This window comes from Bradyrhizobium sp. 23 (genome assembly GCF_023073295.1).
GTDB classification, from domain to species: Bacteria; Pseudomonadota; Alphaproteobacteria; order Rhizobiales; family Xanthobacteraceae; genus Bradyrhizobium; species Bradyrhizobium canariense_D.
The window spans coordinates 20,128-41,017 of record NZ_JADPJF010000086.1 but is presented as its reverse complement, the minus strand read 5'-3'; the positions used below and the strand labels follow the sequence as shown (position 1 = coordinate 41,017).

The 20,890-nt window shown below is 61.6% G+C and carries 24 protein-coding genes and 2 pseudogenes; 9 read left to right on the top strand and 17 right to left on the bottom strand.

The window, feature by feature from the left end:
• Positions 1–360: 360 nt before the first annotated feature.
• From IVB32_RS20880 to IVB32_RS20870, 3 genes are all read right to left on the bottom strand, one after another.
• Entirely contained in the window at positions 361–1,410 is a 1,050-nt protein-coding gene (locus IVB32_RS20880) for an HD domain-containing phosphohydrolase (protein WP_247395456.1), read from the bottom strand.
• 101 nt (positions 1,411–1,511) lie between these two features.
• Positions 1,512–1,835, bottom strand: coding sequence for a PilZ domain-containing protein (locus IVB32_RS20875; protein WP_247372171.1), 324 nt, complete (start codon positions 1,833–1,835; stop codon positions 1,512–1,514).
• Positions 1,832–2,935, bottom strand: coding sequence for a DUF2336 domain-containing protein (locus IVB32_RS20870; protein ID WP_247395457.1), 1,104 nt, complete (start codon positions 2,933–2,935; stop codon positions 1,832–1,834). The genes IVB32_RS20875 and IVB32_RS20870 overlap by 4 nt, the downstream gene beginning before the upstream one ends.
• A gap of 1,039 nt (positions 2,936–3,974) precedes the next feature.
• On the opposite strand from IVB32_RS20870, the gene IVB32_RS20865 reads away from it, so the two are divergent.
• Positions 3,975–4,541 (top strand): ABC transporter substrate binding protein, encoded by a 567-nt coding sequence (locus tag IVB32_RS20865; RefSeq protein WP_346731105.1) that lies wholly within the window; start codon positions 3,975–3,977, stop codon positions 4,539–4,541.
• Between the two features lie 179 nt (positions 4,542–4,720).
• Here IVB32_RS20865 and IVB32_RS20860 read toward each other — a convergent pair whose 3' ends face one another.
• Positions 4,721–5,227, bottom strand: coding sequence for an NUDIX hydrolase (locus IVB32_RS20860; protein ID WP_247411360.1), 507 nt, complete (start codon positions 5,225–5,227; stop codon positions 4,721–4,723).
• Positions 5,228–6,281: 1,054 nt separating this feature from the next.
• Between IVB32_RS20860 and IVB32_RS20855 the strand changes: the two genes are divergently transcribed.
• Entirely contained in the window at positions 6,282–7,205 is a 924-nt protein-coding gene (locus IVB32_RS20855) for an ABC transporter substrate-binding protein (RefSeq protein ID WP_247372180.1), read from the top strand.
• A gap of 137 nt (positions 7,206–7,342) precedes the next feature.
• Here IVB32_RS20855 and IVB32_RS20850 read toward each other — a convergent pair whose 3' ends face one another.
• From IVB32_RS20850 to IVB32_RS20840, 3 genes are read right to left on the bottom strand one after another with little or no spacing between them, the layout of a single operon-like run.
• Positions 7,343–7,738: a hypothetical protein gene (locus tag IVB32_RS20850; RefSeq protein WP_247372182.1), complete on the bottom strand. Its 396-nt coding sequence runs from the start codon at positions 7,736–7,738 to the stop codon at positions 7,343–7,345.
• Positions 7,739–7,756: 18 nt separating this feature from the next.
• Entirely contained in the window at positions 7,757–7,957 is a 201-nt protein-coding gene (locus IVB32_RS20845) for a hypothetical protein (RefSeq protein ID WP_247372184.1), read from the bottom strand.
• 10 nt (positions 7,958–7,967) lie between these two features.
• Positions 7,968–8,357, bottom strand: a complete 390-nt coding sequence (locus IVB32_RS20840; RefSeq protein WP_247372186.1) for a nuclear transport factor 2 family protein — start codon at positions 8,355–8,357, stop codon at positions 7,968–7,970.
• Positions 8,358–8,854: 497 nt separating this feature from the next.
• Between IVB32_RS20840 and IVB32_RS43065 the strand changes: the two genes are divergently transcribed.
• Together IVB32_RS43065 and IVB32_RS42655 are read left to right on the top strand one after the other, a co-directional pair.
• Positions 8,855–9,460: a GGDEF domain-containing protein gene (locus tag IVB32_RS43065; RefSeq protein WP_346731104.1), complete on the top strand. Its 606-nt coding sequence runs from the start codon at positions 8,855–8,857 to the stop codon at positions 9,458–9,460.
• On the top strand, positions 9,342–9,692 hold the full coding sequence (locus IVB32_RS42655) for a diguanylate cyclase (protein WP_346731103.1): 351 nt from the start codon (positions 9,342–9,344) through the stop codon (positions 9,690–9,692). The genes IVB32_RS43065 and IVB32_RS42655 overlap by 119 nt, the downstream gene beginning before the upstream one ends.
• A 651-nt stretch (positions 9,693–10,343) precedes the next feature.
• Here the strand turns inward: IVB32_RS42655 and IVB32_RS20830 are convergent.
• Together IVB32_RS20830 and IVB32_RS20825 are read right to left on the bottom strand one after the other, a co-directional pair.
• Positions 10,344–10,571 carry a hypothetical protein gene (locus IVB32_RS20830; RefSeq protein WP_247411354.1) on the bottom strand — a complete coding sequence of 76 codons (228 nt, stop codon included), beginning with the start codon at positions 10,569–10,571 and terminating at the stop codon, positions 10,344–10,346.
• 42 nt (positions 10,572–10,613) lie between these two features.
• The gene (locus IVB32_RS20825) at positions 10,614–10,886 is read right to left on the bottom strand and encodes a PilZ domain-containing protein (protein WP_247372189.1); all 273 of its coding nucleotides are present in this window, start codon (positions 10,884–10,886) and stop codon (positions 10,614–10,616) included.
• 156 nt (positions 10,887–11,042) lie between these two features.
• Here IVB32_RS20825 and IVB32_RS20820 point away from each other — a divergent pair, with 156 nt between their 5' ends.
• Positions 11,043–11,219: a hypothetical protein gene (locus IVB32_RS20820; RefSeq protein ID WP_247372191.1), complete on the top strand. Its 177-nt coding sequence runs from the start codon at positions 11,043–11,045 to the stop codon at positions 11,217–11,219.
• A gap of 1,567 nt (positions 11,220–12,786) precedes the next feature.
• Here the strand turns inward: IVB32_RS20820 and IVB32_RS20815 are convergent.
• The 4 genes and pseudogenes from IVB32_RS20815 to IVB32_RS20805 form a co-directional block, all read right to left on the bottom strand.
• Positions 12,787–13,333, bottom strand: a pseudogene (locus IVB32_RS20815) (NYN domain-containing protein); the annotation flags it as partial.
• 442 nt (positions 13,334–13,775) lie between these two features.
• Positions 13,776–13,901, bottom strand: a complete 126-nt coding sequence (locus IVB32_RS42785) for a hypothetical protein (RefSeq protein ID WP_256466592.1) — start codon at positions 13,899–13,901, stop codon at positions 13,776–13,778.
• 107 nt (positions 13,902–14,008) lie between these two features.
• Positions 14,009–14,251 carry a hypothetical protein gene (locus IVB32_RS20810; protein ID WP_247411350.1) on the bottom strand — a complete coding sequence of 81 codons (243 nt, stop codon included), beginning with the start codon at positions 14,249–14,251 and terminating at the stop codon, positions 14,009–14,011.
• Between the two features lie 191 nt (positions 14,252–14,442).
• Complete coding sequence (locus IVB32_RS20805; protein WP_247372195.1) at positions 14,443–14,688, bottom strand: HWE histidine kinase domain-containing protein; 246 nt, start codon at positions 14,686–14,688, stop codon at positions 14,443–14,445.
• Positions 14,689–16,141: 1,453 nt separating this feature from the next.
• Here IVB32_RS20805 and IVB32_RS20800 point away from each other — a divergent pair.
• Together IVB32_RS20800 and IVB32_RS20795 are read left to right on the top strand one after the other, a co-directional pair.
• Positions 16,142–17,036 (top strand): annotated as a pseudogene (locus IVB32_RS20800) (3'-5' exonuclease).
• A 302-nt stretch (positions 17,037–17,338) separates the two neighbouring features.
• Entirely contained in the window at positions 17,339–17,479 is a 141-nt protein-coding gene (locus tag IVB32_RS20795) for a hypothetical protein (protein WP_247411346.1), read from the top strand.
• A 244-nt stretch (positions 17,480–17,723) separates the two neighbouring features.
• On the opposite strand, the gene IVB32_RS20790 is transcribed toward IVB32_RS20795, so the two are convergent.
• Positions 17,724–18,104 carry a DUF4336 domain-containing protein gene (locus IVB32_RS20790; RefSeq protein WP_247372197.1) on the bottom strand — a complete coding sequence of 127 codons (381 nt, stop codon included), beginning with the start codon at positions 18,102–18,104 and terminating at the stop codon, positions 17,724–17,726.
• Positions 18,105–18,294: 190 nt separating this feature from the next.
• On the opposite strand from IVB32_RS20790, the gene IVB32_RS20785 reads away from it, so the two are divergent.
• Positions 18,295–18,474, top strand: coding sequence for a hypothetical protein (locus IVB32_RS20785; RefSeq protein ID WP_247372200.1), 180 nt, complete (start codon positions 18,295–18,297; stop codon positions 18,472–18,474).
• A gap of 543 nt (positions 18,475–19,017) precedes the next feature.
• Here the strand turns inward: IVB32_RS20785 and IVB32_RS20780 are convergent.
• Positions 19,018–19,461, bottom strand: a complete 444-nt coding sequence (locus IVB32_RS20780; RefSeq protein WP_247411342.1) for a hypothetical protein — start codon at positions 19,459–19,461, stop codon at positions 19,018–19,020.
• Between the two features lie 159 nt (positions 19,462–19,620).
• Between IVB32_RS20780 and IVB32_RS20775 the strand changes: the two genes are divergently transcribed.
• Positions 19,621–19,866 carry a hypothetical protein gene (locus IVB32_RS20775; protein ID WP_247411325.1) on the top strand — a complete coding sequence of 82 codons (246 nt, stop codon included), beginning with the start codon at positions 19,621–19,623 and terminating at the stop codon, positions 19,864–19,866.
• A 252-nt stretch (positions 19,867–20,118) separates the two neighbouring features.
• On the opposite strand, the gene IVB32_RS20770 is transcribed toward IVB32_RS20775, so the two are convergent.
• Together IVB32_RS20770 and IVB32_RS20765 are read right to left on the bottom strand one after the other, a co-directional pair.
• Positions 20,119–20,388 (bottom strand): hypothetical protein, encoded by a 270-nt coding sequence (locus tag IVB32_RS20770; RefSeq protein ID WP_247411317.1) that lies wholly within the window; start codon positions 20,386–20,388, stop codon positions 20,119–20,121.
• 12 nt (positions 20,389–20,400) lie between these two features.
• Complete coding sequence (locus IVB32_RS20765; protein ID WP_247411314.1) at positions 20,401–20,739, bottom strand: DUF3768 domain-containing protein; 339 nt, start codon at positions 20,737–20,739, stop codon at positions 20,401–20,403.
• Between the last annotated feature and the right edge of the window lie 151 nt (positions 20,740–20,890).

Genomic DNA, 20,890 nt, shown 5'->3' with positions numbered 1-20,890 from the left:
TCGGGACCTGATCCGCGGAGGGCATTATGGCCAGCGGTCATGAGTACCGCACAAGAAGGCCGAACACATGGCTGCTCCGACCAAGGCTGCAAGTGAAGATTCTCCTTGCCAACCCGGAGCCGTCCACACATGGCCCATCGCTTCACTTGGGGCGATGCTGCGGTACGTCCGGAGTTAGGGGGAGACCGGAAGTGACCGGCAGAGGGTCAAACCGACGCGCTTGACCCATAGCAGACCTCGGCTCTTGCTCAGGCTAGATCAGCGAAATGTACTGGCAGAGTGAAAACGCTACCGCTTTGCTATGCTTCTCTCGTGATTTTGGCGGGAGAAACTGATGAGGTGAACCGCAGCGCATCAATCTCATCTGGTGAGCGCAACGTCCTTGAACGAGGCGACCAGCGCCTTCTCCAGCTTTCCATTCATGCCGCAGAGAATGTCATAGGCCGCCTCGCGCGGCATGGTCGGCTTGTACTGCCGGTGCTCGATCAGCGCCGCAAAGATATCCGAGATGGTGAGGATGCGAACGATGTCGGTGATGTTCTCGGCGCAGAGGCCGTCGGGATAGCCGCTGCCGTCGAGATATTCGTGATGGTGCCGGACGCAATCGAGTATTTCGGATGAGATGGAGCCGTGTTCCTTCAGCACGTCATAACCCGCCGCGGGATGGGTCTCGACCAGCGCGCGCTCGTTGTCGTCGAGGCGTCCCGGCTTGTCCAGAACCGCCAGGGGAATCCTGGCTTTGCCGATGTCGTGGAACATGGCAGCGGTAGAGAGCCGTTCGAGATCGCTTTTGCGGACGCCGAGACTGAGGCCGAAATCGATCGCGACGCCGGTCACGAGCAGGCAGTGTTGATAGGTTCCCTCGTGATGGCGCCGCACGGTCTTCAGCCAATCGGACAGCCCGTGCTCGGAAACCCGGTTGGTGATCATGCGGCCGGCCTCCTTGGTGCCGTCGACGTCGATCCGCTCTCCGAGTCTGACCAAAGTGAACAAAGATGCGATGGCGTTGGCCCCGACCTCGACCGCATCGTCAGGCTGCGCGATGTCGCACGGCGAACCGGCTTCGTTCCCGGCCGGATCAGACAGCGCGCCCATGAGCTTGGTCGGATCGATCTTGCCCGGCAAAACGAGGGTGGCGCCCAGCGCGTAGGCCTGCGAGATGCAAACGTGGGAGGTTTGCTCGACGAGGAAGATGCGCTTGCCGGCCTTTGCGAGACGCAAAGCTCTCCTTTTCAGTGCGGCAATGTTTTCGACAGATCGTAGATCGGCACGGATGACCACGGCGGCAGGCGCATGCGGTAGCTTTGCCTCCACGTCGAGCCGCTCGCCCGCGACAGTGAACTGCCTTTCAAGGACCGAGCAGAGCCCGAAGAGCTTATCGGAAGTATCAGCCAGGACATGTACCAACATGACTGATACCTCTATTTGTCGGGTGCCGGTCTAAATTGGGCCTTCTCGTCAGATTCTGCACGATCATTGCATCAGATTAGAGTTTGATGACGCTGCTCGGCTCAAGCCTGTTTCGGTGCGGCTCTGTCGCCGGCCGTTTTTGGGGCTTTCTTACCATCTGCGTGGATGAAGTGAACCCCAGCGATGGTTCCGTCGATCCAGACCAACTCGCAGCGCCGAAAGGCCAGTCCCGTGGACGACAGCAGCATGAAGAACTCCTTCGCCTTAAGAACTTCGACCGATCCTTCGACCTCGATCTTGGCGCCGGTTTCCGAGACGTCGAGCAGGACGCACCTTCGCCGCCAAGTGCCGTCGGAGCCCATCAGGTTGACTGACTGCCTGTGGTCCATCCGTACCCGAGAGGCCTTGCGACCGTCGAACTTCATCGGCTTGCTCTCGATTTCGCAGTGCGATCGTCGGCGCCCGCGGAGATTTCTCCCCAACGAACGGACCATTGGCTGGTCGACAGATGAAGCTTTTCAAACAGCTCCTGTGCTCGTTCGCGTTCGCTGAGTGAAAGGCGCGGGCCGCGACTGTTGAGGATGGCCAGCGTCGTCTGCCAATTCAGACGCGACGCCCGACACGCCATCACCAAGCCTTCGCAATCGGGCTCCGCCATTACGTGCTCGACGACTTCGACGGGTGCTCCGGACAGCACCGACAGCGCGGTGTACAGATTGGCGGTCTCGCTCCGGATCACGAACCGATTAACGGTCGAGTCGTTCAGCTTGCCAGCGCGGTTGAGCGATACGATCTCCGGCCTCGCAGCAGCATATTCTGTCTCGCAAAGGCGCTTCACCGTCACCGGCATTTCGGAGGACGTGGTTGCCCCTGAAAAAGCGCACGGACGCGCGTCGGCCTTCGTGCCGGTTGCTGGTCGTGGAGATGCCGATAGCAGCGCGCGGACAACCATGTCCCGTGTGCCTGGCCTCAAGGCCAGAGCCTTGGTGATCTCGTCATCCTGCTCGGCCTTGCCGATCAACATGGAATAGCCGGCGTCGGAGAATCGCGCCGCTGGATTTCCGATAAGCGCCAGACAAACCTTGCTGCTGCCGCGCTGCAACAGCACGTCCGTCAGCCCATTTTCGATCTCGCGCCTGTCAGCAATGGCGAGGAGGTGACGCTCGCTGCTGGACGCCGCCAGTTCCATAAGATCCCCCGGCGACAGGGCTGGGGATTGGCGCAGAACGGGGACCGCGATTGCAGCGTCTTCGCATGACGCAAGACGCCGCAACGTCTTTTTCGGAGCGGCCCGCAGGTCTGCAAGAGCTGTACTGAGCTCGACAAGTGTGGAGGGAGCAATCCGGGCGATCAGGCGAACAAGGACCTCATCCAGCAAGTCGACATGCGGCTCTTGCAACCGACCGTTCCCGGCGACAAGCAGCTCCACGATGCGCCGAAGCATCCGAACACAACGTTCAAGTGAGCTCCCCGCAATGGTAGCCTCCAACTCGACAATAACATCGGCTGCGGCAATTCCCGTCATCGCGGGCCTCGATCGTCAAAAGAAAATGTGCAATCACCCGTAGTACGCGCCGAAGTTGTTAACATATGTTTATTGATCTGGGGTTCGTACGGTATCATAAAACCGTGGTTACCTCGAAACATCATCGAAATCGGCAGGCCGCTGCGTTTCGACTATTTGCGTGAGTATTGATGACCAAATCGCGCGTGCCCGCGCGACAGACCTTTCGCTTCAACGACGTAGACCAGTTTCGAAGCTCGATAGGGCGCTGAACGTAGGCTCGCGCGCTCGTGCCGCTGCCGAGCAGATCAACGTTTGGGCCGAGTGCCAACTCCGTTTTGCGGTTGTCGAGACGAGCCGGTTGGCGCTGCGGTGGCTGCGGAAGTTCGTCGAAGAGGTGCCTGTGTGCTGCTATCACCGCAGCCGTGAGCCGCGTCATCGGTCCAGCAACCTTCGACGCTTGGGTTCGTGAACCTGCAGCGACAGCGAGAACGGACGTCCATTCCCCGTTCGAGACATGCCCGCCATCTGATCACGTCTGCTTATTCGGCTAGACCGAAAGTCTTTTCGCCTCGCGGGCAAACCGACGCGTGCGACCCTGAGCTGACATCGGCTCACGAGTGCTGAGGTCGATCTCCACCTTTCTCGCTCCTCTCCCGTCCTAAGGTGCTAGGATTTGAGTGGTCGATCAGGTTTTCTCGTCAGGGGGGCACATTCAACGGCGCGAGTTCATTACGCTTTTCGTGAGCATGGCGGCGATGCCACTCGCGGCGCAAGCGCAGCAACCGGTGAGACCAAAGCGGATCGCCCCTTCGTTAGCCCGGCTCTCAAAGTCAGTGAAATGGGCCTGAGCGGTCCACCGCATAACCGCGCCTTTTTCGAGGAGCTGAGCCGCCTTGGCTACATCCGAGGGCCAAAACCTCGTGATTGATCGCTACTCGGGAGAAGGTCGACCAGAACGCTATTCCGAATTGGTTCGGGATGTGATCAGCACACATCCCGACTTGATTTTAGCGGTGGCCGTGCGTCTGTCGCTGGATTTTAAAATGGCCACAACCACATTCCGATTGCGACAATAGTCAACGACCCGGTTGCCTTGGGACTTGTGGCCAGCATCGCGCGGCCGGGCGGCAACATCACAGGCGTCACCATCGGGACGGAATTGGAGCTCATTGGAAAGCGTATCGAGCTACTGGTCGAGGCGATGCCGGGACTGTCCACCCTCAGTTACCTTGTGTCGCGATCGTACTGGGAAGACATGAGAGGTGCGGCTGCGCGCGAGGCAGCGAAACGAGCGGGTGTTTCGCTGAAGGCTGCCCTGCTGAGCAACGGCTTTTACCTGACAGAGTACCAGCGGGTCTTCAGATCAATGGAAGGAGCAGACGCGCTCATGGTGTCAGATGAGGCCGAGCATCTCGCCACTGGCGCGGCTATTGTTCAATTACCGGCGGCGGGCCGCACTCCCACAATGTACGCTTACGGCGAGTACGTGCGACTCGGTGGACTGATGGCTTATTCGATTGACCTACCAGAGACCTTTCGGCGCCTCGCCAACCTCATCGACAAGGTTCTTAAAGGCAGCAGTCCCGGAGATATCCCTTCTACCGACCGACCAAATTCGAGCTGAGTATCAATCTCAAGACTGCGAAGGCGCTCGGGCTCGCACTGCCTGCGGTGCTGCTCGTCCGCGCCGATCAAGTTGTTGAATGACGTCGCCTCTTGGCCCCCAAGCCGAAGAACGCTGAAGCTAGAGGGATGTCGGCTGTCGGCGGTGAGGATCGTGAACATTGCAGTAGCGTTGCGCGGTCACTCTGTATGGCAGCCCGGCGCAATCGTCTTGCCAAGATAGACGGTGACCGGCCCGGTCAGCGCCATGCTGCGCAACTCGCTCGGCGATATCAGCCGCGCGCCGATGATCTCACGGTTGTCGAGCTGTAACTCGGGCAGCCGATCCAGTCGTAGTTCAAAGAAATGCACTTTATCGCTTCGCCCTTCCCAAAGGCCCCGGGCGTCTCCTACGGCGACCAGCGGGAATGCTCCGGCGAGTCCGATCTCTTCTGAAAGCTCGCGGCGAGCCGCTACTTCAGGCGTCTCACCCTGCCGAACACTGCCGCCGGGGAAGTTCCACTCGATCCTATACGACGAGCGCACCAGCAGCAGCGCCTGATCGACGTAGACAGCCACAAGTGCCCCTTCATGCTGCTGGTGTCGCAGTCGCCACCAGATGCGGGCAAGCGGGAAACCGACGCGGTATGCTGTCCGCCAGGCAGCGTCGAAAAGCGTGGAACGTCGAGCTTGTGCAAGGTCTGACATGGATCAACCTCTACTACCCTTGCCGGTGAGAGGGACAGCTTTTCGCCGGTACTGGGTCTCGGCTGTTGTCCCAGCTATATCCTGTGGTGACCCTGAAGCCGAGCCCTCGACATTCGAACGATGCCCACCTCCATATTGGTGCGAGCCGACCAGGGTGATCGAATGCACCTGCCTGCTGCCGCGCATGAGTCAGTTGTTGGCCCCATCAGCGAAGTTGCGTTTTGTCTGAAGGAGGTCCGCTCATTGACCGATTGTGTTGCAAAAGTCGAAAGTTGCAGGGGTCAAGATTTTTCGCGAAAACGCTACGCAGCGAGCGACCGCTGATTCGTATGACCTCAATCGCGTTACCGAAGTCGCCTGTGAATTTTGCGTGAGGCCGTGAGGTCCCTCGCATCTTATACGCGAAAGTCGCGCCCACGGCCCGCAGAATTTTGGTCATCGGCGAAAGACGACTTTTGCAACAATATCTGACCCAGAGCGGACCAGATTTGCTCAACCTGAGTTCTTCGCATTTTGCCCTGTTGCGAACTATGTGGTGGCGAACTTTTCAAAGAGTTCCAGTTGCACTGTCCATTTGACCCGCAAATACATGGTGATAGTGTTTTCAATTCGCCTCTGTCCGGGAGGACACAATGGGATGGTTTGACCGACTGTTCGGAAGGACATCGGCGCCTGCTACCCGACTTTTTGCGAGATTTAGGCGGAAATCGCGGGCACCAACTGATCCTGATCTTCTGAAGATTGCCAAAGACCGAAGAGGGCATGTCTCGCGGAGAGCTGTGAGAGATGAATATAATCGGCTGCTGTTGGAGAAGTACGCGCACGACAAGTCTTGATGTCTAATCCGATCAGTCGTGCCACGACGGGCCAATGCTGGCGCTCGTCTCTGGCGATATCGACACGTGCCCGGAGCCGTCCCTGCGACTATACTCCGCATCTGCCCGCTGTGAGTGCAACAACTATCGAGCCGTGATACTCTGCGTGCCGTCGTCCTCAGGCTCCCATGAGGATCGAATGAAGCGGCGGGAGTTCATTGCGGCTAGTGCGGCGCTGCTTGTTTCGCCACGACGTTCGCAAAAACCTCGCAGAATTGGCTTCCTTGGCCGTTGGGGCAGATGATCCGGCCCGCGACCCAAGTCACGCTGCATGGCTTAGCGGCTTGCGCGAGAAGGGCTGGATCGAGGGCAAGAACCTGTTTGTCGAATACCGTGATGCAGCCGACGGCCTACCAGCTTTAGCCACCGAGTTGGTGGCCTTAACTCCCGAATTGATAATTGCTTCTGGACCGAATCCAGCCCTAGCCCTGAAAGCCGCCACTACCACCATTCCGGTTGTGTTCGTGGCGGTGTACGATCCCATGGCTATTGGCCTTGTGCAAAGCCTGTCACATCCGGGCGGTAACATCACTGGTCTCGCGACCTCCGTTTCCGGAGGTATGACTGGAAAATTTGTAGAGATCCTCCGAGAACTGGTGCCTGGCGCTGCGAAAATCGCGCTATTGGTCAACCCAGAAAATGCAATTCACCGGCTACTGTTAGCGGAAGAAATACCGCGCACTGCCGGAAACATGGGCGTGGCCCTGCCGACAGTTGAGGCGAGTAAGGCCGAGGAGCTGGATGTTGCTTTTGCCTCGGCCGTCGCCCAGCACGCTGATGCAATAATTGTTTTGGGCGACTATCGCACTGTTTTCGAGGCCCCGCGAGTCGTCGCTCGCACGGCAAAGCATAATTTGCCCGCGATTTATCTCTTCCGACAATTTGCCAAAGGCGGATTGGTCGTCTACGGACCCGAATTACCCAATATATGGCGGCGTGCAGGCAATTATGTCGATAAGATTCTCAAAGGCACCAAGCCTTCCGATTTGCCGGTGGAGCAGCCGACCAAATTCGAGTTGGTGATCAACATAAAGATTGCCAAGTCACTCGGCCTCACCGTACCGCCTTCGATATTTGTCCGCGCCGACGACGTGATCGAATGATGCTGCACTGCATGAGTCCGGAAGTGGCCCTTCGGCGACCTCAGGCGATGCCCGCTTTTGTGCCGCTGTTGAGGGATAAGCGGATAAGCGGACATCCGGTGTGACCAAGATCAAGCGCCGTATTATGCGCGCACGCCCTAGGAAGCGGCAGCTCGCGCCCGCTGCGCGGCTTCGCGCCGACGCTCGCGCCGTCGCCTCGCCCTTTCCGCCGGAAGCTGCAGCGGGGATATCGCCCCATCGGGCTGCTGGGCGGGAGCCACTTCGATTTCATGGACGGCAGCGGGGCGTGCCTCCATGAGCTCCAGCACGGCGCGCCCCTTCTCGGTGATCTTCCAGCCGCCGCTCTCGCGCACGACGAGTCCTTGCGAAAAAATGTCGAGGTCTGGCACGCGCGCGGCCAGCCGCCTGGTGCGGTCGGCCCAATCCCGGCCGCTGGTGGCCAATAGCGCCATGTCACGCTTGAGGTCCTCCATCACGGCGAAGCCGTCCGGGTAGCTCACCAGGATCTTCAGCACCGTGACCTGGAAATTCACCCGCCGACCCTCGCCCGTTCAGCGCCACATGCTCGGTGAATGCGAGAGCGCCCGGCGACCGGCCAGCCTCAGACCCTCCGGCGACACCTCGCCTCCGGCGGCGGCTTCCAAGATCTTCGTGGCGACATGCGTGCGCGTTCCGGTCTCACAGGCCGAAACGTTCTCGCAGACTTCGTCGAGAACCGCCCGCAAAAGCGCTGTCGTGGATGCATCGAACATGAGATGCCCCCTACTTCGAAGACGGCGGTTTGGGCATCGCCGACGGCAAACGGATCTTGAGCTTGCCGCCCTCGGTCACGTACGTCGCCGTCCAGACGCCTCCCGTCTGCATCGGCGCGCCGCTCTGATTTTTGCCCGAGAGACGGTGCATCCCGATGGCGAGCGCCATGTCCGAGCCGAGCGGCCATGCCTGGTCCACCGTGATTTCCTCATGGTCGAAGCCAGCCTTGAAGGCCCCCTGATAAAACTCCGCGATATCAGAGCGCGGACCCGCCGGATTGACTTGAAGCCCGCCGGCCGCGAACAGCGCGGCGATTCCGGCGCCATCCTGCTTGTTGAAGCTCGCCGCGTCCTCCGCAGCGACCGCTTCGGCCTTTTGCCTTGGATCGCCGTCGGCCATTGCAGACAGCGAAAAGACCGTCACGAAGAGACATGAGAAGCAAGTCCGCAGCATCGCAATTCCCCCTCCCTGAAAACCATGTCGCTCGAAATTCGTCTGGATGACAAAGTTCGATCTGACATCAATTCCGGATCGTCGGCAATCGATTCAGGTGCTGCGGCGCAACGGGCCGATGCTTGAGGCCTCGCCCTGCCGCCGTCCAGGTCAGATGAAAGAGCCAGCAACCGGGCCGGCAGCTCCGACCATGTCGAGAGCGTGAGGTCAGCCGCCGTTTTAGCCCGGCCAGCTTCACCGTCTTGGGTCTCCCCGCGAATCCGGGAGGCATCATCTGCGAGAGCGCTTGCGAGCCGGCAATTGTACGGGAGCTCTCGGCGACCCTTCTCGATCCCTCAAGCAAATGGGCAATTCGCCTAAACTCGCGGGGCTTTGTCCTGTCGATCGCCTGGAGCGGCAGCGTCGGCTACGGGGCGCTGATCAGCCTGGCGACCGGCGACTGGGTGGCGGCGACGCTCGCCTGCGTGTCCGCTGGTGCGATGGTCGGCGGTATCTGCTTCCGCAACTTCAGTGCGCCGCGGCTCTGCGGCGCGATGATCGTGCTGAGCCTGGGGCCGACGATTCCGGGCGCCCTGATCGCTGGGCAGCCACTCATGCTTGTCCTCTTCTTCCAGATCCCGATGTATCTGGCCGCCATGACGATGGCCTGCTTCAGGCTGAACCGGATGCTGATCGCCACCATGCGCGCCGAACGCGAGAACCAGCGCCGCGCCCGGCAAGACGCGCTCACCGGGCTCGCCAATCGGGCTGGACTTGTCGCCGAGCTCGAGGAGCGGCTGACGCGACCCGGTGCCCGCAGCGGGGTGCTGGCGCTGCTCTATCTCGATCTGGACGAGTTCAAGATGGTGAACGACACGCACGGTCACGCGGCGGGCGACCGCCTCCTGGAGGGCGTGGCTCAGCGCATGCGTGGCCTGCCTCCTGCGCGAAGTGGACCTGCCTGCCCGGCTCGGCGGCGACGAATTCGTCGTGCTCGCCGATGGCTGCACCGCGGAAGAAGCCACGGCGTTCGGGAGCCGCCTGGTCGAGGCGATCGGAGCTCCGTATGACCTCGGCTGCGGCGTGTGGGCACGCATCGGTGTGAGCGTCGGCATCGCAATGGCGCCCGAGCACGGCAGCCAGACCGCCGACCTGCTGCGGGCCGCCGACGCCGCGCTCTATCAAGCCAAGTTCGCCGGCGGGGCGCGCTGTCAGATCGCATCCGAAGATGATCTGGCAAGATTGCGCCTTCTCCTTGCGCGCAGTGCCGCCGAGCCGGCCCGTCGAAGTGCCGCGGCGTAGCCCCTTTGGCCGATGCGGGAGCGCAGGGCGCCGGTGAGTTCGCATCGGCGGCGGCCGCAGCCGATGGCGCACCGTCACTGCCGTGCGCTGAAAGGGCTCACGATGCAGATGAGACCGTCCTAAAAGTCATCGCGGGGACGTCCGCGGCCGGCGCGGCATTCGTTCACGGGCTTCAACCAGCCGAAGAATACTTTTGCAGTTCGGGCACCTGTACGAGCGAATCTCCCATCTCGTCGTCTCGGGCTCGGCGTGGACGAGCTTTCTCGGGACGTTGCAGGAGAAACAGATAGGAGGAGCCACGACCGAAATTCCTGATGCTTAGCGTGCTTCCGCTCGCCGGACGTCGAGGGGAAGGATTGCGAGATACAGAGGTGAGACGGCTCTTCGACCAGGAATATGCGCTTGGGAAGCTTGGTCAGACTCGCGCTTCTTTTCTTGAGAGCCGCGATGTTCTCGACGAGGCGTAGGTCGGCGCGGACAACGACGGCGTGTGGCGCCTGCGAAAGCTTTGCATCGACATCCAGCCGTTCCGCCGCTACCGAAATCTGCAGTCAAGGACGCGACAAAGATCAGACAACTTGGCTGCATTGTCGGCCAGAACATGTACTAGCATGATGCCCGCCTCCGTTTGAGCGGCTTACTCGTGCGACTTCATACCCAAAATGATCCTTGATCCTCGGCAGGCTCGTTCAACCACACCAGCGCCTCGCGCAGTTCCAGGAAGAAGACTCGCTCTTCCGTGACTGATGATGAACCTCCGCCGGACAAATAGAGGACGAAGCCTCTACTCTCGTCGTGAAGCAGAGCTTCTTTGGCCTCGCAAACCGCGAGAGAGGGAACATCGATGAAGGAGATCGTTCGCGACGAGACTAGCTGCATTTCGGATTTTTCGTCATCTAAGGTCTTGGCCCGACATTCGCCTTAGCGCGCAGCGGCGAGACGATGATTCTTGCCCGGGCGCTCTTTCGTCTTCGTCGTTTCCGTAACGAATCTAACGCCTACGTGCGTCCCATTGACCCAAACCAACTCGCATCGGCGAAATGCTAGGCCCGTGGACGATAAAACCAGGAAAAATTCCTGCGCCTTAAGTGCATCGATGGAGCCTGCTACCTCAAGCTTGCCGCCGCTTTCAGAAGCGTCGAGGAGGATGCAACTCCGTCGCCATATCCCATCGACGCCCACGATGTTGACCATGCGCTTGTGTTCAAACTAAACGCGGGTCGCCTTTCGATTATTCCAGCTCATCGCAGGTCCTTGAAGTAACAGCGGCGAGTTCAAATGGTCATTTCTCGAAATTTATAGCTGCATCTCGCAACGCGCAGTCTCAAGAAGCTGATCGATCTTCGCGGATTGGGCCAGCAGCTGTTTTCTGGTCGATCCATTCCGGATCTGGCTGACGATCAATCGGATGCACGTGTTTGCGAGATCGAGCATGAAGATGGCGCGGCGCAGATCCTCGGTGGTTCGAATTTGAAGAGATTCCACTCCCGTCAGCAGCGCAACGGCGCTGCTCGCAATGGCAGGTAGTTCCCGGAGAGAACGATCTGGTCCGGGTCTTCGTTCGTCAGGTCGAGGAAATCTGAGGACCTTTGGCATTCGAGCGTCCAATAGTGTTCGTTGTCGCTTCCCACTCGTCGGAAGCGATTGAAAGAAGAAATGGTCAGACTAGAACTCGAAGGAGCAGCCTGTCTGCAATGCGTGAGCCCGACCAGAAAGAGCCGAGTCGGTTGAAATAATTCAATGATGCAATTGCACGCCGAAACTCTTAACAAAGGTTGTACGTCGGACGCGGTTCGCATTATCTATTGAGCCTTTCTGCCCTCACGCTATCGGGATCTGGCAAACCAGGGCGGCTCTCAAGGGTCCTCCCGAGAGACAGCCGCGTCGGTAAATGGGCGACCAGCTCAAAACCCTGCCCTCTTTGCAAAGCCCTCAATTCCCCAGCGCTGACGCTCTGAGTCCTCGTCGGCGAGGTCCTTTTGCTAACCGACCCATAGAAGGTCCGCTGGAGGGCTATGTACGTCCGCGGACGAAGCATAGTACGCCCGCGATGGAGATCGGCGGGTGTTCGAGCTGCTGGCAGATATCCTGAAGCTATCACGCGCGGCTCGGTAGCCTAGTGGCACGACGACGCGCCCTGCGGAGCCGTCGGCCGGGCTTCCGGCCTGGCCGAGCTCCATCCGGAGCTGGTCCGAATCGTCGACCCGCGCGTGGTTCCCACGAGCAAGGACCTGCAGGACCTCATCTGGGGCATCCGCGGGCACTTCCCGACGGCGACATGACGCGAGATGGCTCCGGGCCGCGTTCGAAATTCTATCGCCGGACCAGCGACGGGAGCTGCTCGGCAAAGACGCCGTCAGGACCGAACTCGGGGCCGCTTCCCGAAGGCCAGACTGACGGGCTCGATCTGCAGGCCGCCGCGCTTACTTCCTTCGCGCCTTCCATCCGGGGCCGGAGCGCCTCACGCCCGTGTTGCCGATCAGCCGATGACATGGGTACAGATCCTCAACAAATAGATCGGCCGATTGTCGCGATGCACCTGAGACGCCAGACATCGCCTGGCGCGAAGTTGCTCTCGATGTCGCGGGCGAACCTCGTAGCTTCCTTCCATGCCGTCGCATTGTCGGGCAGGTCAACGCAGCCGTCATCATGATAGGGGCGCGTCCCCCGAATGTGGAAGAAATATCGCGGCATTCGAAGGTGCGAACGCAGCAACCGCGGGGCCGTTCCTAAGCGGGCCTGCCGTTCAAGTACTCCGGTTTAGACCCGAGCGGAACACTCGCCATCGACGACGTCCGAGCCATAGGCCCTGGCTTTCCGGAGTTTTCCAGGCGATGCTCGCCTGTCCCGTGTCGCTCATGGCCGAAGGGCCGTCTTGCGGTCCGTTCCGATGTGGCGCCGATCGGCGCTCTTCGGCGCATTGGAACCAAGGCGCCGCGCAAACCCGTAGACTTCCGGACTCAACATTCGCGTCCGGTTCTGCTTGGCTCGACCTGCCGGGGCTATTTTTCAGCACGGTCCAATTTTCACCGGCAACGCCGCTGCCTTTGCGCAGCGGCGTTTCCGTCTATGCGCCGCGCACTTCATCGCCTCGGCGCGGCGCCGGACGCTCCGACGGATTCCCGACCGATCCTCGACTGCAGCTCCACCAGATCGGTGAAGGCGTCGGCCTGGCGGCGGAGCTCGTCAGCCGCCATCGGGGGCCTGCTGGCGGCCGTCGAGACCACGGTGACGCGGACCCCGCGACGCTGCACCGCCTCGACGAGGGCGCGGAAGTCGCCGTCGCCGGAGAACAGGATCATCTCGTCGATCTGCCCGGCGAGCTCCATCGCATCGACGACGAGTTCGATGGCCATGTTGTCCTTCACCTTGCGTCGACCGGAAGCGTCGACGAACTCCTTGGTGGCCTTGGTGACGATCGTGTAGCCGTTGTAGTCCAACCAATCGAGCAGCGGACGCATCGACGAATACTCCTGATCCTCGATCACGGCCGTGTAGTAGAAGGCGCGGAGAAGTGCGCCGCGGTCGCGGAATTCCGTCAACAAGCGTCTGTAGTCGATATCGAATCCTAGCGCCTTCGCAGCGGCGTGGAGATTGGCGCCGTCGATGAAAACCGCGATCCTGCTGGGTGCGGACGACATGCTGACCGCTCTGGCTCGGCCGCGACGGCGGCGCTTCGGCGCCTGGCGCCGTTTGTCGAAGCTGCCGTCTGACCTAACCTGTTGGCTGTTCGCTCGCGTTCTTGCGGCATGGCCGCGAGACCGAACTGTGAAAATGAGAGGCTACCTCAGTTGTCCGCTTGTACAAACGTTTTTCGGAAACTAATCGAGCCTCGCTCGGTGACGCAAAGACGACCGTACAGTAGGACTGACCGAGACAATCGCGATGCCGGATCGACTTCCTCTGTTCGATATCCAAGAAGGCGCTGGTCATGACGGCCACCGTGAGGAGCGTGTCGCCGGTCGACAGAGAGTTCATGACTTGCCTCGCAAATTGCGAAGCCCCAAGCCTTGGATAGTGAATTCGCCGCCGCGAAGAATGTTTCGGTTCCACCGAAGAAGACCGCCGGTTGCAGAGGTCTAGTCAGACGCCGTAAGCGCGTGCGATCTGCCTCAGCATTGCCATCGCGGCGGCCGCGACTTCGCCATGATTGACGAACTGATCAAAGCCCAGCAGCGCCAAGACTGTGACTACGGCCCCCTCGACCATGATGGGCCTTTCCCCCGACCGGCGACGAGCCAGGTCTATCGAGACATTTTAAGAATCGGGGCCGTCGATGCGGCCGGACGGCAATGCCGGAATGGTGTCATCAATTTCTACCAAATCCGTAAATGCGGAAAGCGCCTTCCTCGGAGAAGCGCGGGTTGCGCGCCGGCGGGCGGAAGCCGGATTTCGCACTCGAGCCCTTCAGGCTTCCAACGGCGGACAACTTTCCCGCCCAGGGTGCGGATGATGCCGTCGATCGCGCCGACGCCGAAGCCCTTGCGGGCCCGTTCGGTGACGCGCGGACCGCCGCTCTCCGACCACAGGAGCACCATGCGACCGGCATCGTCCGTCATCCAGCGGACTTCGACCTTGCCGCCTGGCGCCGATAACGAACCGTCCTTGGCGGCGTTGGTCGCGAGTCCGTGCACCACGACGGCGACGGCCTGAGCCAAGGTGGCTGGCAGATTTACGTCATCTCCGGAGATGCGGACCCGTTCGCCATCATCGCTTGCATACGGCCTGAGCTCCTCCTCGACGATGGTCTTCAGGCTGGCGCCGGTCCAGCGCGAGGCCGAGAACAGCCGTTGGACCTTCCGAGCGCGCCGAGCCGCCCCTGAAAGGCGGCTTGGAATTCCTCGACCGTATCGGCCTTAGTCAGCCGCAGCATTGCCTGGGTGACGGCGAGCAGATTGTTCGACCGGTGATCGACTTCGGCCGTGAGCAGCATCATGCGCTCCTCGGCCTGCTTGCGCGTGGTGATGTCGACCAGCGTGTTGATGACGCCGACCATCCGGCCGCCCTCGTCGCGCAACGGGGGTCGGGTACGGCATGAAGCAGATGCGCGACTCGTCGGGTCGCTCGGCGACGGCCTCGACATCGCGCACCGGCCGGTTCTCCTTCAGCGCGACGGCCATCGGGCATTCCGCGTGCGGCAGCGGTGCCGTCGGAAAGATAGAGCTTCCAGGTCACGCACCACATGTCGCCGATGCTCGGCGTGCGTCCGGCGAACTCGATGCAGGCGCGGTTGAAGAAGGTGACGCGCCCCTCGGCGTCGGTCGTGTAGATCGCGGCGGGCAGGGCCTGCAGCAGCTCGCGGAATTGCTGCTCTCGCGACGCCGAGTCCTGGCCGCCCTTTCCGATGGCGGCATGCCGCGCGACGATGGCGCCGATTCCGGCCTCGTCGGAGTGTCTCGACCAATCCAGCATCGTTCCCTAAGCCGTGGGCCGCGCGAATGTTCCGGGTGCCGATGCATGCGGGGAATGCGTGACGGGAGGGAGCCCGGTATGTGTCAGCGGCCGCGCGCACGCGAGCGGGTGCCGGCTCGTTCTCCAACACGCCGCGGCGCCGGGCGCGAGGCGAGGCCCGAGCCCTTGGGATCCGGGCCTAGGAGCCCGACGAGTGTTGTTCGGCTACACGGCGAGGCTATGACGGCGGGATGAGCGCGCTTTGATCTTGCGCAAGCGGGGCCGCCCTGGTGGCAATCAGGGCGGCCCCTTATCGACCGCTTGCAATGACCCTGCCCTCGGCAGAGGTCGACGATCGACGTGCCGACAGAGCCACGTTTCGGCCCGTCATTTCAATTCCGGAAGAACACCGAGGCCGGCCGGAGCGGATCCCTTCCCGCAGGTCACTTCGCTTTCCGTTCCTCGACGGTCCGCGCCAGCTTGACGAACTCGTCGGCGATGCGCAGTCAAGCCTCCTTGTCGAGGGGGCTGATCGCCTTCTCCGCCTGTCGGCAGCATTCCTCCGCGCGTTCGCGGAAAGTATCGGCCTCGGTGGTCATGGCGTGCGGAAGCGCTCTCCAGGCGGCGGCAAGCCGCGCCCGCATTCTTGCCGTCGCTGGCGTAAACCGTCCGGAGGACAAACATTCCCGAGGCCCCGGACATCGCTCTCCGCCGGCCGGAAGCCAAGACCGCGATCGACGAGTTCGTTCTTCTGCGAACGACAATCTCGGCGTCGTGGCCATCGCGGTGTTGTGCCGCGGGGTCACCGTCCCGGCCGGCCTCAGGCCGTGGCCGAAGTCGTCTTTCACGCCTCCGACTTGCCTGCGGCCCTCGGGGCATGGAGCGGCGCCGCAGCCCTCCGACCGTCGGAGCGCGATCTGGGCCCGCATCCGGGCTGGGCCGAACCGATATGGGTCGAAAAGACCGTGAATCACTTGTTTTTCAGGTACTCCTGGAGGGCGCTCCCGCTATTTTGCGGGTGTCCCGGCTTGACCGGATCCTCGCAATTCCGAGCAGAGATGTTTCAGGACACGGCGGACCTGGCGGCCTTGGCCGAGGTCCTAAGCCAGTCGACGGACTACCGGGTGCTGCGGCGCCTGGTGCCGCGGGCCATGTGCCCGCCGGACATCGGACAAGAAACCAAGGTCGGCATCCTGATCGACACCGAGACGACCGGCCTCGATCACGCAAGGGATGAGGTCATCGAACTCGGCATGGTCAAGTTCGACTACCTGCGTCCGGCAGGATCGTCGGCGTCAGGGACACGTTCTCCGCCCTCAACGAGCCGTCCGCGCCCATCCCGGCCGAGATTACGGCGCTCACGGGCATCACCGGCGAAATGGTGGCCGGCCACAGGACCGACGAGGCGGCCGTGACCGCCTTCGTCGAGGGCGGGGTGATCGCGATCGCGCACAATAGCGGTTTCGATCGGAAGTTCGCGGAGCGCTACTGGCCGGTCTTCGAACGGATCGCGTGGGCGTGCTCGGCGACGGAGGTCGATTGGCGCCAGCATGGATTCGATGGAGCGAGGCTTGGCTATCTTCTGAACGGCGCGGGCTACTTCCACTAGGCCCACAGGGCCGTCGACGACTGTCACGCCTGCTGGAGATCCTGGACTTCGTACTGCCGACGACAGGCGCGCCGGCGCTTGCACTCCTGCTGGAGACCGCCCGGAAGAAGACGGTGCGGGTCTGGGCGGAGCAGTCATCTTTCGAGCTCAAGGATTCGCTCAAACGGCGCGGGTACCGCTGGTCCGACGGAAGCGATGGCCGGCCCAAGTCCTGGTACGCCGACGTCTGCGAGGCCGCGGTCGACGGCGAGATCGCTTTCCTGAAGACGGAGATCTACCTCCGCGACTTCGAGCCGCGCCTGCAGACCCTGACCGCCTTCACCAGGTTCTCCAACCGTATCTAGCTGGCGACAAACGGGTACGGACTGAACGCAATCTATGCGACCGTGCTGCTGGTCGTGGGATGGTACCTGGCGAGCGCGGCGCAGAGCTTCGTCTCCCGCGTGATGACGATCACCCAACCGATCGACGCGCTCGTCACAGGTTCTTTGCAAGCCTCGCGCGGTACGCGGTGCTCACTGTCGTCGCATCGCCGTGTTGCAGTTGTTCGGAATCCAGACCGCCAGTCTGGTGACGGTCTGGGGCCACCTCGCTGCCGATCGGCCTCGCGCTGCAGGGCACCTTATCCAACTTGGCGACTGGCGTGATGCTGCTGCTGTTCCGCCCGTTCCGAATCGGAGAAGACATCGAGGTCGCGAAGTCGCTCTCGCTCTTCATGACCGAACTGATCGCGCCGGTCCGATGGTTCGCGAATGCTTTCGCGCAGCCAAAGCTGAAGGCGCGATAATCGCAATCACTCAGCGGTTTGCCGCGCCTGCAAGCTATCACTGTTCGAGTATTCCGGTTCAAGCCGCGGCCGCAACCGCGCGAGCGTTGCGATCAATTGGATCGGCGTGCGACAACACGATTTGCTGAAATTCCCAGGCCAGAACGGGCCGAAGCGACTTCGCCGCTGCCTGACGGTCGCTCCAGCCCATCCGATATTCCGGCGCGGGACTGGGATTGTTCCACATGCGTAATTCACACTTGAATCAGAACTTCAAAGTCCATCCGGTATGAGGCATCGCGTCGGTGAAGTTCTCGATGAGGTCAACAAGGATCAGCGTGCGGCTTGCTCGGTGAAACATCGCGACCTCACGCATGATGCGCGTGCCTTGTACGAGCACCTGGTCGATTTCACCATCCCAATCGGCGGGAGGCACGTCACCGAGCAGGCCATCATATTTCAGGCCGGGGCACCCTGCGCTCGATGCCGGGACAAATCCACGTTTTCGCCCTTGGAAACGCGCTTGCGCGGTGGCTGCGTACTTGTGGTGGAAATTACCCGGAGCGACAATATGGGCGACCGGCCGAGCGCCGAGATATCCCGGACAGCAGCGCCGTCGATCTGTGGGTGGCGCAGCGTCAGCCACCAGGCCGCGCCGGCGAAGGCGTGGCCGCTATCCCCGGAATCCGCAGGCGTGAGCCCACCGACCGGCTGGAGAAGGCCGCCGGCCAGAAGGAGACGCGTGCCCGCCAAACACCGCCGTAGGTCAAGACAAAGCGCCTTTCCGGAGCGGCTGCCACTTCTCGTTTACGTTGTCCCGATAGGATGCTTCACCCATGGGCACCGACTACAATCCTTGGCTCCAGGCGGAGGCGGCAATGCGTGCGGTCGTGCACGCCGACGGCTCCGAACGACTGCGCTGGATCCGGGTCGCGCAGACCTGGCTCGAACTCGCCCGCACGCGTACCAGACAGCCGCCGGGGATAAGCTTGTCAGTATTTTCCGACGATCTTTAGCGCTCATAAATCCGGTGCCGAAGCGATTGCCTTAAGGTGCTAACGGATGATCAGACGAGGCTTGTTCGACAGGCGATTCGTTCAATGCCTGTCGAAGCTGAGCAAAAAATCTCCTCGCGAGGTAGCCATAGAAGCAAGTTTGCTCGCTCGCCTTCGCATAGCGCGTTCGCACTGTTGGCCTAGTGTGTCCGCCGTTCTTGGCTATCAGCTATCCCTGTCGGCGGCAGCCATCGTCGGCCTTCAGTTGCCTCGAAATCGGTCGAAATTGACGGTCGGACAGCCCGAATCGGTGGTACACAGCGGTGGTCACAAATCGCGGCCGGGCTTTCCGGGAATCCTTGTTTTTCGGCGGATTTCGTGCATTCGCGGCATCGGGGATGAGAGTCCCACTCTCTCCGCCGTCGATGTTAGACAGTGGCTCTGGCCGGCGCTCGCGGTCCGGAACGCGATCAACCGCTGGCTAAGTGAGGCCGGCGAAACCGCTGTGATGACGGGGCCGAACTAAAAAAGTGGACGCCTTGACCAGACTTTCTGAGTTTGGCCTCAGGGATGTTTTTCGGTTTTCGAAGCGCGATCTTCGGCGGCGATTGCTTCTTTCTCGCACATGTAGGCACCGCGCTTCGTGGTGCCATAGCTCTTCGTTCCAGCGAAGTGATAGACCTTCGACGGTAGGTTAACCCAGACGACGGTGTCGGTCGGGCAGCGGGCTTTTGCGGAAGCTTCATCTGCAAACTGCCCGGCCTCTAGCGTTGCCTGGTCTTTCGGCGCGGAGGTTTGCTGTGCCGGAGTCGGCGCAGGCACCGCAGTTGTCGGGGCCGGCTTTTGCGGTGCTGGGGCTGGCGCGGCTTGCGTCGCGGTTGGTGCGGGCCGGCTCGGTGCGGGCGCAGCAGGTGCCGGCTTGGGTTCGGGAGTAGCAGCACTCGGCGTAGTACCGCCGGCCTTGCACTGCTCGACATAGGCCTTTTCGGTGACGCCGCGGGCTTGCATGCCCGCCTTGTCGGCCCGCCATTCGGCGGTGCAATCCTTAGCGGTCTTCCGGGAAGACGTGGTGCCGGCTGACGGTGCCGGCGCTGCGGGAGGAGGTGGCGTCGCGGCGCTCGGCGTCGGCAGAGGCGCGGAGGCCGCTGGCGCCGCACCCGCCTTGCATTGTTCAACGTACGCTTTTTCGGTCACACCTCGGGCTTGCATGCCGGCTTTATCAGCGCGCCACTCGGCAGTGCATTCTCCAAAGTGTTTCCTGAACTCGGTCAGGAGGAACAGTTAGCGACCATCAGGCAGATGGAAGCAAACATGGACATGGATGCGGAGCAGGGCGCGAGGATCAGAGAAACGCTCGGCGAACTCGGCCGAGGTTTAGCGGTACATGCGACGGTCATCCGAACCCCAGCGTGAATTTCACCGCCCCTCCAATTTGGGTCGGCATTGAAGGCTGCCCCGCGGCGAACGACGGCTTTCAGGCGCCGTAAACAGGTGCCGGTACGGCCGAGTTGAGGCGCTGTCGCGCGTCCCATTAGTTCGCCACCACGTCAGCGCTTGGCGATCGTCGAGCGAGAGCGGCCATATTGGACGCTGGCCGACATCGATACGGAGAGGAACCGTCTAGCGAAATGCGAAGAGCGCCCGTGGGCGCTCTTTTTTGCTGGCTCAGGGCCAGTCGCCGCCCTCGTCGCCCTGATCGATGACGTCCGGGCATTCCTGGCCTTCGTAAGCCGGGCGGAAATTCACGCAGAGCCCGCCGAACCCGTTTTCGTACTCGGCATGATCCGAAACGATGCCGTAGTGATCCGCCAACACCTTAGCGGCACGGCTCACGGATGCTTCCACGGCGTCAACCAGAACGTGCTGGGTGGCGTCGTCGAGCGTCGATCCGGAGATCGCGTCACAGAGGTCGTTGACGTCGAGTATCTTGGTCATGTCGATGCCTGCCTAGTATTCGTCGGCTCGCATGATCGTCATTACGCGCCGGGTAACAGCCGGGTCAGCCGGGTCAGGCGAACCCATGGTGCCCGTCTGATCGTAGTAGTCGATCTTGAAGAAGTAGCGGGTTGAAACGAGATCGATCGAGCCGAAGTCGTGCTCCCCGTGCGGGTCATTGTCCGGCGTGAAGCGGTCGAACGTGCGCACCGCTTCGAGCAGTTCGGCCTGGCGGTCGATGTCGAGGCTGGTCACGCCAGGTGTAAGCAGGACGGTCCCGCCGAAAGCCAGACTGCGCCTGAAGCTGTCGTTGAGGCTGCGGATTTTCGCGGCGTTGGTGTCGTTGAGCATTTGTAGTTCTCCCGTTGGTTATCGGCTGCGCCATCGCGGCCGGTCGGGAGAATTCGAGGGCAGCAGGCCTGAGCGACCAGTCAAGGAGGCTCCGCGTGCTACGCCGCGTGGATGCCTTGACGGGTTGCGCTGCTGACCTATTCACCCCGAC